At 62.6% G+C, this 13301-nt stretch carries 12 protein-coding genes; 8 read left to right on the forward strand and 4 right to left on the reverse strand.

Annotation, left to right across the window (positions count from 1 at the left end; genetic code table 11):
• The first annotated feature begins 170 nt into the window (after positions 1–170).
• From AC26AR_RS14920 to tatC, 4 genes are all read left to right on the forward strand, one after another.
• A complete protein-coding gene (locus AC26AR_RS14920; RefSeq protein ID WP_077377900.1) occupies positions 171–506 on the forward strand; it encodes a phosphoribosyl-ATP diphosphatase in 336 nt (111 codons plus the stop codon).
• A 113-nt stretch (positions 507–619) separates the two neighbouring features.
• Positions 620–874 (forward strand): Sec-independent protein translocase subunit TatA, encoded by a 255-nt coding sequence (tatA, locus tag AC26AR_RS14925; RefSeq protein WP_084207831.1) that lies wholly within the window; start codon positions 620–622, stop codon positions 872–874.
• A 5-nt stretch (positions 875–879) separates the two neighbouring features.
• Entirely contained in the window at positions 880–1284 is a 405-nt protein-coding gene (gene tatB, locus AC26AR_RS14930; RefSeq protein WP_488107274.1) for a Sec-independent protein translocase protein TatB, read from the forward strand.
• Positions 1284–2075, forward strand: a complete 792-nt coding sequence (gene tatC / locus AC26AR_RS14935; RefSeq protein ID WP_077377891.1) for a twin-arginine translocase subunit TatC — start codon at positions 1284–1286, stop codon at positions 2073–2075. The genes tatB and tatC overlap by 1 nt, the downstream gene beginning before the upstream one ends.
• A 122-nt stretch (positions 2076–2197) precedes the next feature.
• Here the strand turns inward: tatC and elbB are convergent, their stop codons facing one another.
• Complete coding sequence (gene elbB / locus AC26AR_RS14940) at positions 2198–2884, reverse strand: isoprenoid biosynthesis glyoxalase ElbB (RefSeq protein WP_077377888.1); 687 nt, start codon at positions 2882–2884, stop codon at positions 2198–2200.
• 447 nt (positions 2885–3331) lie between these two features.
• On the opposite strand from elbB, the gene hemB reads away from it, so the two are divergent.
• Both hemB and ppk1 read left to right on the forward strand, forming a co-directional pair.
• On the forward strand, positions 3332–4351 hold the full coding sequence (hemB, locus tag AC26AR_RS14945; protein WP_136939602.1) for a porphobilinogen synthase: 1020 nt from the start codon (positions 3332–3334) through the stop codon (positions 4349–4351).
• Positions 4352–4510: 159 nt separating this feature from the next.
• On the forward strand, positions 4511–6679 hold the full coding sequence (gene ppk1, locus AC26AR_RS14950) for a polyphosphate kinase 1 (RefSeq protein ID WP_488107912.1): 2169 nt from the start codon (positions 4511–4513) through the stop codon (positions 6677–6679).
• 213 nt (positions 6680–6892) lie between these two features.
• Here the strand turns inward: ppk1 and AC26AR_RS14955 are convergent, their stop codons facing one another.
• Positions 6893–9043, reverse strand: a complete 2151-nt coding sequence (locus tag AC26AR_RS14955; RefSeq protein ID WP_279875656.1) for a PhoX family protein — start codon at positions 9041–9043, stop codon at positions 6893–6895.
• Between the two features lie 240 nt (positions 9044–9283).
• Positions 9284–10378, reverse strand: a complete 1095-nt coding sequence (locus tag AC26AR_RS14960) for a 3-deoxy-7-phosphoheptulonate synthase (protein ID WP_488107913.1) — start codon at positions 10376–10378, stop codon at positions 9284–9286.
• A 794-nt stretch (positions 10379–11172) separates the two neighbouring features.
• On the opposite strand from AC26AR_RS14960, the gene AC26AR_RS14965 reads away from it, so the two are divergent.
• Both AC26AR_RS14965 and AC26AR_RS14970 read left to right on the forward strand, forming a co-directional pair.
• On the forward strand, positions 11173–11727 hold the full coding sequence (locus AC26AR_RS14965; protein ID WP_084207827.1) for a sigma-70 family RNA polymerase sigma factor: 555 nt from the start codon (positions 11173–11175) through the stop codon (positions 11725–11727).
• Positions 11706–12416 carry an anti-sigma factor gene (locus tag AC26AR_RS14970; RefSeq protein WP_077377873.1) on the forward strand — a complete coding sequence of 237 codons (711 nt, stop codon included), beginning with the start codon at positions 11706–11708 and terminating at the stop codon, positions 12414–12416. Before AC26AR_RS14965 ends, AC26AR_RS14970 begins: the two co-directional genes overlap by 22 nt.
• Positions 12417–12569: 153 nt before the next feature.
• Here the strand turns inward: AC26AR_RS14970 and folM are convergent, their stop codons facing one another.
• Entirely contained in the window at positions 12570–13283 is a 714-nt protein-coding gene (folM, locus tag AC26AR_RS14975) for a dihydromonapterin reductase (protein WP_077377870.1), read from the reverse strand.
• Positions 13284–13301: the final 18 nt, after the last annotated feature.

Raw genomic sequence — 13301 nt, forward strand, 5'->3', positions numbered from 1 at the left:
TTGCCTCGCGGCAGTGCTCGATGAGGCAGGAGCCTCGGGCTGGACTCGCTGCCTTCGCTCGGGCCCGGTTGTCCGGCTGGCCGCGACGCTCCTGCAACGGCTCTCATGCAACGGTTCTCATGCAGATAAGGTTTTCATGCCAGACCCCATGCTTTCAGGAATGATGATTCATGAGTGATATTCTCAACCGCCTGTCAGACGTACTGGCAGAGCGGCGCGACGCTGATCCGACGTCCTCCTATGTCGCGAGCCTGCATCACAAGGGCCTCAACAAGGTATTGGAGAAGATTGGCGAAGAGGCCACGGAAACGGTACTGGCCGCCAAGGATTTCACTCAGGACGACGTGGACTCCCACCGTGCAGTGATCGGTGAGACCGCCGACCTGTGGTTCCACTCGCTGGTAATGCTTTCTCACCTCGGGCTGGACCATCAGGACGTGCTGGATGAGCTGGCGCGACGCTTCGGCGTCTCCGGCCATGATGAAAAGGCCGCTCGCGGTCAGTGATGATCAAGCAGACGACTTGCAGCGCAAGCCGATTTCCCTGGCAGTGGTGCTCTCACCCTGCAAGACTCAAGGCCTCGTGACCTAGTCCCATCGGCCAAAATGGAGAACTTCCCATGTTAGGTGGCATCAGTATCTGGCAGCTCCTCATCGTGCTCGGCATCATCATCCTGATCTTCGGCACCAAGAAGCTCCGCAACGTCGGATCAGACCTCGGTGGCGCGGTCAAAGGCTTCAAGGGCGCCATGAAGGAAGAGGAAAAGGCCCCCGAAGACACGGCTCCTCAGCAGAAGGTCTCCCACGGTGAATCCCGCGGCGATACCATCGATGTCGAGGCCGAGCGCCGCGATACCGCTGACAAGCGCTCGTAAGCCGCATGTTCGACATCGGCTTTTTTGAACTGGCACTGATCTCGCTGCTGGCATTGATCGTGCTCGGCCCGGAGCGTCTGCCCCGGGCGGCACGTACGGCGGGATTGTGGCTGGGGCGCATCAAGCGCAGCGTCTCGGGGATCCAGCAGGAAATCAGCGCCCAGCTGGAAGCCGAAGAACTGCGCCAGACGCTCAATGAGCAGAAGAAGCAGCTCGACGAGACCCTGGCACATGCCCGCAATGAGGCGCGTGAGGTGGAAACCACCATCACGCATTCCTCGCCCGCGTCACAGGAGGATGCCAACGCCTCGCCTGCCGCCGACAGTGCTCGCTCGACCACGGAGACGACCTCAGGCGAGCAAGAGACCTCCGCCACCCCCACCAGTGAGTCACGGGAGCCGCGTTCCTGATGAGTGATCCGCATGACCCGCAGCCCTCCGCCTCCGGCGAGGCTGCCCACGCCCCGCTCATCGAGCATCTGATCGAACTGCGCTCCCGCCTGCTGCGTGCGACTGTCGTGGTCCTCGTGGTATTCGCGGCGCTGTATGGCTTCTCCAATCAGATCTATCTGTATGTGGCCGAGCCGCTGATGGCCCTGCTGCCTCCCGGCTCTCAGATGATCGCCACCGAGGTGGCCTCGCCCTTCCTGGCCCCCTTCAAGCTGACACTGGTGGTGGCGCTGTTCCTGGCGATTCCGGCGGTGCTCTATCAGGCCTGGGCCTTCATCGCGCCGGGACTCTACGAGAACGAGAAGGCGTTGGCGTTGCCGCTGCTGGCCTCCAGCATCCTGCTGTTCTATGCGGGTGCGGCGTTTGCCTACTATGTCGTCTTCCCGCTGCTGTTCCAGTTCTTCACCACCACGGGCCCCGAGAACGTGGCGATCATGACGGACATCAATCAGTACCTGAATTTTGTCCTCAAGCTGTTCTTCGCCTTCGGTGTGGCCTTCGAGATTCCCATCGCCACCTTCCTGCTGATCTGGACGGGGGCCACGTCCGTGGAGGTGCTGAGCAAGAAACGCCCCTACATCGTGATCGCCTGCTTCGTGGTCGGCATGCTGCTGACACCGCCTGACGTCATCTCGCAGTCATTGCTGGCGATTCCGATGTGGCTGCTGTTCGAGGTCGGGATTCTCGCCGCACGCGCCTTCAAGCGCCGCCGTCCGGCGAGCGATGATGAGGCCTCGCAGCAGGCCCCCTGACGCGAAGACTCGAGCAGACAGCGCCTGAACGATGACGCGCAAGAATCATGACGCAGGAAACGACGAAGCCCCCGCCAATGGCGGGGGCTTCGTCGTTTCCTGCTGGGTGCCGTGCGACCGTGTCAATCCTGTTGACTGGCCTTGGCCTGGTCTTCCTCGATCCAGCCGTTCAGACGCTCCACCAGCTTGAAGATGCCTTCGGCAGCCTCGGAGATGCGCTCTGCCTGCATGTAGGCTGGCGTCGTGATCACGCGATTGGCGGCATCAATCACGATATCCGTCACCTCACAGCTCTTGTGCAGACCGCCCTGGGCACTGATGGCGCCGGAGACTTCAGGGTCCGTGCCGATGGTGACCGAGATCCCCTCGCCCAGCAGCTTCGGCACCATCACCGGCGCGATGCACATCACGCCGATCGGCTTGCCGGCCGCATGGAAGGGCTGCACCACCTCGCGCAGACCATCCACCAGCGTCAGATCCGCGCCCTTGACGGCAAAGTTGCTGAGATTCTTGGCGGCACCGAAGCCACCGGGCAGAATCAGCGCGTCGAAGTCCTCGGCGGACAGCTCCGGCAACGGACGCACCTTGCCACGCGCCAGGCGAGCCGACTCGGTCAGCACATTGCGTGTCTCGTCCATTTCCTCGCCGGTGGCGTGGTTGAGCACATGATGCTGATCGATGTCCGGAGCGAAGCACTCGTAGCGGATGCCCAGCTGATCAAGCCGAAGCATGGTCAGGGTCGTTTCGTAGATCTCGGAGCCATCATAGACACCGCAACCGGATAGGATCAGGGCTACCTGCTTGGTCATGTGTTACTCCATTGACGGTGAACTGCTCGGCGGCTGCCGACAGGTCAGAAGTGACAGATTCGTACAGGAATCCGCTACAGGCAAGCACCATGTGAAGAGGTACCGGCTGGAAAGGACAGATGATGCCGGCGGCCTGCAGCACCTGGGTATTCGTCACTCCGATGCCCCAAGACTATGGGCGGCATGACCACATCTCAAGGGCGCCCCTCGCGGTTCGGCGGGCAGGATGACAGTGCACACGACGCGACACCCTGCCCCATGCCGCGCCCCTGTTCCGACCTGCATGCACTGATATACTCGAAAGCATCGTGCCGACAGCTTGCTCGGCCAATCCCATCTCCTTCGGTCGTATGGGCGCCGTCTGGCCTGTAATATCATTGAAATATTATAGACCTAGACTTCCAGCGTCCCTCACGGAACCGGAGCCTTAGATCCGGAGAGCCTCTCTTGAGTCAACGTACCCCACGCCAGTTTCCTGCGATTCGCATGCGCCGCATGCGCAAGGATGATTTCTCTCGCCGCCTGATGCGCGAGAACCAGCTGACGGCCGATGATCTGATCCTGCCGGTCTTCGTGCTGGAAGGTTCGCAGCGTCGTGAAGCCGTGACCAGCATGCCCGGGGTCGAGCGCCTGTCCATCGACCTGCTGGTCGAGGAATGCCGTGAGGTCCATGCGCTGGGCGTGCCGGCCATCGCGCTGTTCCCGGTGATCGATGCCGAGGCCAAGAGCCTGCTGGCCGAGGAGTCCTACAACGCCAATGGCCTGGTGCAGCGCGCGGTGCGTGCCCTCAAGGAAGCCATCCCGACGCTGGGCGTGATCACCGATGTGGCGCTGGATCCCTACACCGTGCATGGCCAGGACGGCATCCTCGATGATGACGGCTACGTGCTCAACGACCGCACCGTGGACACCCTGATCAAGCAGGCACTGTCACACGCGGAAGCGGGCGCCGATGTCGTGGCCCCTTCTGACATGATGGACGGCCGCATCGGCTCCATCCGTGCCATGCTGGAACAGGAAGGCCTGATCAATACCCGCATCATGGCCTATTCGGCCAAGTACGCCTCCAACTACTACGGCCCGTTCCGTGATGCGGTGGGCTCGAGCGGCAATCTGGGCAAGGCCGACAAGCAGACCTACCAGATGGATCCGGCCAACAGCGACGAAGCGCTGCATGAAGTGGCCATGGATCTCGCCGAGGGCGCCGACATGGTGATGGTCAAGCCGGGCATGCCCTACCTGGATGTGGTGTCTCGCGTGAAGCGTGAACTGGAAGTGCCGACCTTCGCCTACCAAGTCAGCGGCGAGTACGCCATGCACATGGCCGCCTTCCAGAACGGCTGGCTGGATGCCGACAAGGTCATTCTCGAATCATTGATGTGCTTCAAGCGTGCGGGTGCCGACGGCATTCTCACCTATTTTGCCCGCCGGGCCGCGGAACTGCTGGCGGAGAAGAATCGCCTTTGACTACCCCGGCGACCGTGTCTGACCGGGGTCATGGAGTTGATGATGGAACAGACCCACAAGAACGCCATAGATGACGCGTCAGACACCTCGCTGGACACCGCTCCCCAACCGCATCAGGACGCTGCCGCCCCGGCGGCGTCCCGGGGGAAAGAGGGCGACATGGAGCTGGTCACCGACGAGCCGCCAGCCCTTGAACCTCCGCCCCTGCGCATCAATCGCACGCGCAAGGGCATTCACGCCAAGGTCACGCCCTCCCCCGAAGCCGACTTGGCCGACCCCGCCCTGTATTTCAATCGTGAGCTGTCGAATCTGCAGTTCAACATCCGGGTACTGGAACAGGCGCAGGACACTTCGCATCCGCTGCTCAACCGGCTGATGTTCCTGCTGATCTTCACGTCCAACATGGACGAGTTCTTCGAGATCCGCGTGGCGGGTCTCAAGCATCAGATCGCCTTCGACCGCACCGAGCCCGGCCCGGATGGCATGCTGCCCGGCAAGGTGCTCGATGAGATCTCGCGCATCACCCACGAGCAGGTGGAGCGCCAGTACCGCATCCTCAACGAAGAACTGATTCCGGCGCTTGAAGAGCAACACATCCGCTTCCGTCGTCGCAATCAGTGGAACGACGCCCAGAAAGCCTGGGTTCGCGAATACTTCGAGGAAGAGATTCAGCCGGTCATCAGCCCGATCGGGCTTGATCCATCACATCCCTTCCCGCGCCTGGTCAACAAGAGCCTCAACTTCATCGTCGAGCTGGAAGGCAAGGACGCCTTCGGGCGCGAGGGCGGCCTGGCCATTCTTCCGGCTCCGCGCTCGCTGCCGCGCTTGATTCGCGTGCCGGAAGCGCTCGCAGAGAGCGGCTATACCGAGTACGTCTTCCTGTCCTCGATGATTCATGCCCATGCCCAGGAACTGTTCCCGGGGATGAAGATCAAGGGCTGCTACCAGTTCCGGCTGACGCGCAACGCCGACCTCTCGGTGGATGCCGAGGATGTCTCGGATCTGGCCTCGGCGCTGCGCGGCGAGCTGCTGGCGCGGCGTTACGGCGATGGCGTGCGCCTGGAAGTGGCGGACAACTGTCCGGAGGCGCTCTACACCTTCCTGCTCAAGCAGTTCGAGCTGGAGAAGCGAGACCTGTATCAGGTGAAGGGACCGGTCAATCTCAATCGCCTGATGGAAGTCATCGGCGACGTGGGCCGCGAGGACCTGCTCTACGCACCGTTCACTCCCGGCACGCCCAAGGCACTCAAGAGTGACAACAGCCTGTTTGATGCCATTCGCCGCGAGGACATCCTGCTGCATCACCCCTTCCAGTCGTTCTCGCCGGTCGAGAGTCTGCTGGCCGAGGCAGCGCGCGACCCGAACGTGCTGGCCATCAAGCAGACGCTCTATCGCACCGGAGCCGATTCCAACATCGTCTCCTCGCTGGTGGAAGCTGCACGCCAGGGCAAGGAGATCACCGTGGTGATCGAGCTGCGCGCCCGCTTCGATGAAGCCGACAATCTGCAGCTGGCCTCCCGCCTTCAGGAGGCAGGCGCCATCGTCATCTACGGGGTGATGGCCTACAAGACCCACGCCAAGATGCTGCACATCGTGCGGCGAGAAAATGGCGAACTGCGCCACTATGCGCACCTCGGCACCGGCAACTACCACGCCAAGACGGCGCGCCTGTACACCGATTACAGCCTGCTGACGTCCAACGAGACCTTGTGCGAGGACGTGCACAAGGTCTTCCAGCAGCTGACCGGCATGGGCAAGCAACGCAATATCGAGAAGTTGCTGCATGCCCCCTTCACGCTGCATGAGCGGCTGGTGGAGATGATCGACCGGGAAGCGCGCAACGCCGAGAAGGGTAAGCGCGCCCACATCATCATCAAGTGCAACTCACTGACCGAACCCAAGCTGATCCGCGCGCTGTATCGCGCCTCACGCGCGGGCGTGCAGTGCGATCTGATCATCCGCGGGGTCTGCTGTCTGCGCCCGGGCGTTCCGGGCATCTCCGACAATATCCGCGTCCGCTCGGTGATCGGTCGCTTCCTGGAACATACTCGCACCTTCCACTTCCACAATGCCGGCCAGCCGGAGACCTGGTGTTCCAGCGCGGACTTCATGGAGCGCAACATGTTCCATCGCGTCGAGACCTGTTTCCCGTTGCTCGACAAGAAGCTGGCGCAGCGCATCCGCAAGGACCTGGACACCTATCTGGTCGACAACTGCCAGAGCTGGCGCCTGGAAAGCGATGGTCACTACACCCAACTGGATGCCGGCGATGCAGAGCCGATCAGCGTGCAGGAAACCCTGCTGTTCGCCTACGCTGCCAAGGCCTGATCGCGCCCCGCTCGGGCCCGCCTCATCCGGCGCAGTCCATTCACCTGACTCTCGGCCCTCACGCTTGCGTGGGGGCAGTCTGCGTTGAGCAGACAAGCCTTGTCCCAGTCCTCCTGTCCCGATCCTTCTGCCCCCCAACCAGACAATGAAAAGGCCCCCGCATCCTGGATGCGGGGGCCTGGCAGCTGACGATCGGATCAAGCGCTCAACGGATCAGACGCCGATCTGACCACCATCTTCACGCTGGATGACGACGGTCGCGGCGCGCGGGCGCACACTGCCGTCAGTTTCGGCAGTCGCATCCACACTCTGCGGCCAGTTGCCGGGATGCTGGATATTGACGAACAACGCCGTCCTGTCAGGTGTCGCGAAGATGCCGGTCACTTCACAGCCGTTCGGGCCAACCGCGAAGCGCTTGAGCTGTGCCTGGTTATCGGCACCGATCACGGCAGCATCCCCTTCGGCCTGCTGAAGCGCGGCCGGCACGACCGCCAGTAGCTGGTCATTGGTGGCGTCCGCCACACCGGCGTAGCCGTTGTCCGTCTGGATCCACAGGATACCCTGCTCGTCCTCACGTTCGTCGAAGTAGAGGCCATCCGGACTGGCGAATTCATTCATCTCGGTCAGGCCGGACAGGTTGTCGGCGTCACTGGCCGCCGCGCCGAACACGAAGATCTCCCAATCGAAGGCGGTGTGATCCCCTGCCTCACGCCAGCGGATGATCTGTCCTGCCTCGTTGCCACCGCGCGGGTTGGCGGCATTGGTCGGCGCCGTCTTGTAACCGACTCCCGGCTCCTCGATGGCCTTGCCGTCATTGGTGAAGGCAGCCGCGGTACCCTCTTCGGTGCGCTTGGAGTTGTTGGTCAGTGTCATGTAGACCTCACCGGAAGCCGGGTCGACGGCACCCCACTCCGGGCGGTCCATCGGCGTGGCGCCCATCAGATCCGCCGCGTCCGCGGTATGGATGATGACGCCGGCCAGATCATCGGCCGCCAGGCCCAGCGCAGCGGCAAGCGTCCGGCCATCCCTGGTCACGGCGTCCGGCGTCAGCTTCAGCCACTTGCCAGTACCGTCGGCGGAGAACTGGGCAACATACAACGTGCCCTTGTCCAGATACTTGTCACCGATCGTCAGGCGATTCTTGTCGGCTCCCGGCACGTGCGCATCGGCGGCCTCCCATCTGGCATCGGAGACGAACTTGTAGATGTATTCGTTGCGCGAGTCATGGCCTGAATAGAACACCACCGGCTCGCCTTCGACCAGCTTGCCCGGCCAGCAGCCTTCATGGCGGAAACGTCCCAGCGCGGTGCGCTTGACGGCCTTCTCACCGGTGTAGGGGTCGATCTCGACGATGTAGCCGAAGGTACGTGGCTCATTGCGATAATCCTTGTCGGCACTGTCCGCCGTCGGCGTATTGTCGAAGCGCGCGAATTCGCCATCGACTTCGCTGGCATCTCCCGCGGCGGTTTCCCAGCCGTAGCGGCCACGCTCGGTCTCGATGCCGATGCGATCATCATCGCTCTGACGATCACTGCGCTTGACGAAGTACCCCGGCCAGTTCTCCTCACAGGTCAGGTAGGTGCCCCAGGGGGTATAGCCGTTGGCGCAGTTGTTGTTGGTACCACGCGTGCGCGTGCCATCCGGAGAGAAGGCAGTCTTGACGTAATCACTGCCTGCCACCGGGCCACTCAACACCATCTCGCTGGCGCTGGTATAGCGACGGTTGTAGCCGGAGTTGCTCACCACATCCCACTTGCCGCCGGCATCCTTCTTGACTTCGACGACGGTCACGCCGTGGGCATTGATCTCGGTACGCACTTCATCGGCCGGGCGCTTGCCGGACTCCGCATTGGTCGCGCCGCCCTTGGGCGCCCACAGGGCATCCTGATCGATGTACTCATTGTTCATCACCAGCAGGAAATTGCTGGAGGCGGTGTCTTCGCTCAGCGCGAAGTTGTGCATGCCGTCGTGATGCATGCCGATGCTGTTGAGCTGGGCCTCCGGCGTCATCGCCAGCGATTCACTCCACTGCGGTGCCTTGTCGTTGAGCGGAGTGCCCCACGGTGCCAGGACATGGGCGGTATACCCTGCAGGTACCACGAAGGCATCCGTGCGAGAGCCCTTGATGGACTCGAAGGCCAGCGCCAGCGGTGTCTTCGCCGGAGTCCCTGTGGTCTTGCCGCTGTCGGCATTGGCCGCACCGCTCAGGCCCGCCAGCCCGAAGCCGCCCAGCATGCTGGCAGCCGCCATGCCCAGACCACCCTGCAACACGCGACGACGGGAAAGGTGCTTGTCGATGATGGAAGAGAATGTCTCGTTGTGACTGGCATTCAGTAGGCGATGATCTTCAATTTCCTTGCTCATGCTGCTTCCCCGTAGTCAGGTTGCGGGTTGTTCTTTTCAGGCCTGGCCCCTGTGGGGCCGCCAAGGGCAACAAGAGTGATACGCGAACCAAATGACAGTCGTATGACGCGAACGATACGCCTCATGCAAACGACAGCGCCCGACGGTCGCATGACCATCGGGCGCGGGGAATTCACAAGCGCGAGACCTGCTCCGTCAGCCGTGAGGAAAGAGGGCTTCACCAGCAGGGTGGTGTCTGGGTCAGGCGTCTCGCAGACGCTCTGCCGCCAGACTCAGCAGATGCTCCGTCGTCTCCCACCCGAGACAGGCATCGGTCACGGAAACGCCATGGCGCAGCTGCGAGAGCTTGTCCGCTGCCGGCAATGCCTGCTTGCCCTCGTTGAGATGGCTTTCCAGCATCACGCCGATCAAGGCGCCATCACCGGCCAGACGCTGGGAGAGCACATCCAGCATCACTGCGCTCTGACGACGGTGGTCCTTGCGCGAGTTGGCATGACTGCAGTCGACCATCAGTCGCGGTGTCAGACCGGCCCCTTCCAGCTCTCGCCGGCAGGCGGCCACCGAGTCTGCATCGTAGTTGGGCTGACCATGGCCGCCCCGCAGCACCACGTGGGTGTGGGGATTGCCCGCGGTCTCGATCAGCGCCGGGCGCCCGCTGTCATCCATGCCGAAGTGGCGATGCCCGTGAGCTGCCGCACCGATCGCCTGCACGGCGACCTCGACCCCACCATCGGTTCCATTCTTGAAGCCTACGGCGCAGCCAAGGCCGGAGGCCATCTCGCGGTGGATCTGTGACTCGGTGGTGCGTGCCCCGATGGCCGCCCAGCCGAGCAGGTCTTCCAGGTAGGCGGCCGTCAGGGGCTGCAGCAGCTCCGTCGCCACCGGCAGGCCCAGCTGATTGATCTCGCGCATCAGTTCACGCGCCTGACGCAGGCCGCTGGCCATGTCATCACTGCCATCCAGATGCGGATCATAGGCCAGCCCCTTCCAGCCCACCGTCGTGCGCGGCTTCTCGACATAGACACGCATCACCAGCTTGAGGCGATCACGGACCTGCGGTTCGATCACCGCAAGGCGCTGGGCGTATTCACGCGCGGCCTTGAGATCATGGATGGAACACGGGCCGACCACCACCAGCAGACGATCATCCTCCCCGGCAAGAATCGCGTTGATCTCAGCGCGGTGCTGGCGAATCTGGCCGGCCAGGTCAGCATCCACCGGCAGCTGCGCGCGCAATTCGCTGGCGCTGGGCAGGGCTTCACGACTGATGCGTCCGGGAGTGGTCGGTGTCTGGGCGGCATCGAAGCGGGTCACGGGGGTAGTCTCGGCGGTCATGGTGTCGACAGTGGTATCGGCTGTGTGCGGGTCATTCGTCAACACGCGTTCAAGGCTGGCGTTCATGGTCTTCTCTCCTGTGACGAAGCTTCGGCTTCATCACGCAATATTCACTCTGACAGACAGGGACTTCGCGAATCGTCACCCCGATGTTGCTCGCCCTGCCCCGCGGTGACAGCGGAAAGAGGCAGGACGCCGCTAAATCGCCAGCGCCAATAACCATGCACGACCCGAGCGGAAGCGAAAGAGAAGCGGGTAGTCGGGATCGTGGTACGCATGGTCATTCCTCCAGTCATTCATGCTGCAATCATCGTTGGCACGTTAGGGTGGCACGCCTCTCTCGTCATGAGAGATTGCCGGGCCCAAACGCAAGAACCCCCGGTCGTGGCTGCGACCGGGGGTTCTTCAAGGTGGTGGCAGCCCGTACGAGACAGGCACGCCGTAACCTCAGGCGCGCCCCTGTGTAAACCAATACCAATAACCAGCCGCACACGCAGCCGACGCCAGCTGACCCGAAGGGCAGGCAGCGGCAGTGCGAAGGCGGGAGCTTGAGGATTGATTCATGGGTCGGGCCGGTGTCCAGTGATGACGATGAAGCGTCGATGACTCTATCCTTGCACTACGAAACGTCGCACGCAAGCGTGATCGGGCAACAAACCGTTGCCTGCACGTATAAAGAAGGACTATCAGCCCGGAGTGGCATCAGTATAACCTTTGGTTGTCGAACGACATGATCGGCAACGCGCATTCGTCCAGCGGTGCCTGACACCGCGCCCACAGCTTGGAATGCATACATGCAGGATTCCCGAAATGATGCACTGATAGAGTATCTGTCGGGATGTGCCCGGCAGGATGCCAAGGCACTGGATCGACTTTATCGCGCAACCAGTGCGCATCTATACGCTCAGTTGCTGCGTATCTTGAGGCATGAGGCATCCGCGCAGGATTGTCTTCAGCAGGTCTACATCCGGGTATGGGCCGCCGCCGGCCAGTATGACGCCGGCCGCGCCCGCCCGATGACCTGGCTCGGCACCATGACCCGCAACATCGCCATCGACTGGATACGTCGACAGCGACCCAGCGAGCACGACAGCGACGAATTGATCGCTGCCATGCCCGGTCGAAGTGATATCGAGGCAGATGTCGACCTGGCCCAGCACAGTGGTGAACTCCACCAGTGTCTGGCCGAGCTGAATGACGATCAACGCCGCGCCCTGGAACTGGCCTACTTCGAAGGCCTCACCCACCAGGATCTGGCCAACCAACTGGACCAGCCCTTGGGCACCGTCAAGAGCTGGGTCCGACGTGGACTCGAGAGGTTAAAGACATGCATGAGTCATTTGATCTGAGCGATCCCGAACTGCGTGAAACCGCAGCGGGCGAGTACGCGCTCGGAACCCTGACACGCAGTGAGCGCGCCGCTTTCGAATCGCTGCTCTCCGTGAGTCACGACCTGCAGCGCGATGTGGAGCGCTGGCGCGAACACCTGAACGTGTTCAATGAACAGCTGCCCCCTGTCGCACCGCCCGCCGATGTCTGGCAAGGCATCGCCGAGGCGACGGGCACCGCCCGGCAGCCGTGGTGGCGTCGCCTGGGCCTGTGGCAAGGCATGACGGCCACGGCGTTCAGCCTCGCACTCGCCGTCAGCCTGACCTTCAGTCTGGGTCAGAACGAGAGCATGGAGAGCGACTACGTGTTCGTGGTCAGCAACCCTGACAGCAGCCCCGGCTGGATCGTCAATGCCTCCCACTCGGGTGAGATGATGGTCCAGGCCGTCAGCCCCAACGCCCCGGCCCCCGGCAAGGTCTGCGAGCTGTGGCTGATGGCCAAGGATGGCAAGGAGCCGATGTCACTGGGCATCCTGCCGCACTCCGGCACCATGAAGGTGGAAGTGCCGAAGGAATATCTGGCCGCCTTCCCCGACAGCGACCTGGTGATCACGCTGGAAAATCCGGGCGGCGCTCCCTCCGGTCAGAACATGGGGCCAACGCTCAAGAAAGGCCAGTTCACCGCCGTCGAAGGCCGCCACATTCTGTAGGCACTGCCTGCAAGCACTGGCGGCAAACGCTGCGTCACCACACGACGTCGCATCAACGAAAAAGGCCCCCGCTTCTCAGCGGGGGCCTTTTTCATGCTGCCCTGCCGGGCCTCGATCCCTGGAGGCTACCCGGACACCGGCAGGAAACACCCGTCACGTGAGATGACGTCCGCCATCCACCGGCAGTGTCGTGCCCGTGACATAGGGACTGTCCAGCAGATAACGCAGCGCCTGCCAGATCACCCCTGGGCCCGGCACACTCTGCATCGCAGACTTGGCCCTCGCTCGCTCGGCGTAGTCATCATCGTCGTCCGGGCGCAGCATGATCAGCGCCGGCGCGATGGTGTTGACCTGGATGCGTGGCGCGAACATCGATGCGAACGACAAGGTCAGATTCTCGAGCCCCGCCTTGCTGGCCGCGTAGGCCGCATGCTTGCGCGAGCCTTTCTGAACCACGAAATCACTCATGTGGACGATGTCGGCCTGAGTCTCGATACCTGCCTCCAGCAGATCACGCAGCGCCAGATTGATCAGATACGGCGCCTGCATGTGGACGCGAAACAGATGCTCGAACATCTCGCCGCGCTCCTCCGCCCCACCATCCGGCGCCCAGTCGCTGGCATTGTGCACGATGGCCCTCAACGTCGGCGTCATCTCACGAATCGTCGCGATGAAGGCCTGGATGCCCGCCTCACTGGAGAAATCCGCCTGGACGGTGCGGATACCCAACGCCCGCAGGGCATCGAGCTCTTCGCGCTCACGTCGGTAGCTGATGATGACGGGATGGCCATCATCCACCAGACGTTCGGCGCAGTAGCGCCCCAGTCGCTGGGCGCCACCGGTGATCAGGATGGGGGACTGACTCATTCACTCGACTCCTTCAGG

The organism is Cobetia sp. PS-4MA, from assembly GCF_057670765.1.

Coding starts and splice junctions, on each gene's coding strand:
- elbB (WP_077377888.1), bottom strand. CDS start 2,884: ATGACCAAGCAGGTAGCCCTGATCCTATCCGGTTGCGGTGTCTATGAT.
- tatC (WP_077377891.1), top strand. CDS start 1,284: ATGAGTGATCCGCATGACCCGCAGCCCTCCGCCTCCGGCGAGGCTGCC.
- tatB (WP_488107274.1), top strand. CDS start 880: ATGTTCGACATCGGCTTTTTTGAACTGGCACTGATCTCGCTGCTGGCA.
- AC26AR_RS14960 (WP_488107913.1), bottom strand. CDS start 10,378: ATGACCGCCGAGACTACCCCCGTGACCCGCTTCGATGCCGCCCAGACA.
- AC26AR_RS14955 (WP_279875656.1), bottom strand. CDS start 9,043: ATGAGCAAGGAAATTGAAGATCATCGCCTACTGAATGCCAGTCACAAC.
- AC26AR_RS14965 (WP_084207827.1), top strand. CDS start 11,173: ATGCAGGATTCCCGAAATGATGCACTGATAGAGTATCTGTCGGGATGT.
- tatA (WP_084207831.1), top strand. CDS start 620: ATGTTAGGTGGCATCAGTATCTGGCAGCTCCTCATCGTGCTCGGCATC.
- folM (WP_077377870.1), bottom strand. CDS start 13,283: ATGAGTCAGTCCCCCATCCTGATCACCGGTGGCGCCCAGCGACTGGGG.
- AC26AR_RS14970 (WP_077377873.1), top strand. CDS start 11,706: ATGCATGAGTCATTTGATCTGAGCGATCCCGAACTGCGTGAAACCGCA.
- AC26AR_RS14920 (WP_077377900.1), top strand. CDS start 171: ATGAGTGATATTCTCAACCGCCTGTCAGACGTACTGGCAGAGCGGCGC.
- ppk1 (WP_488107912.1), top strand. CDS start 4,511: ATGGAGCTGGTCACCGACGAGCCGCCAGCCCTTGAACCTCCGCCCCTG.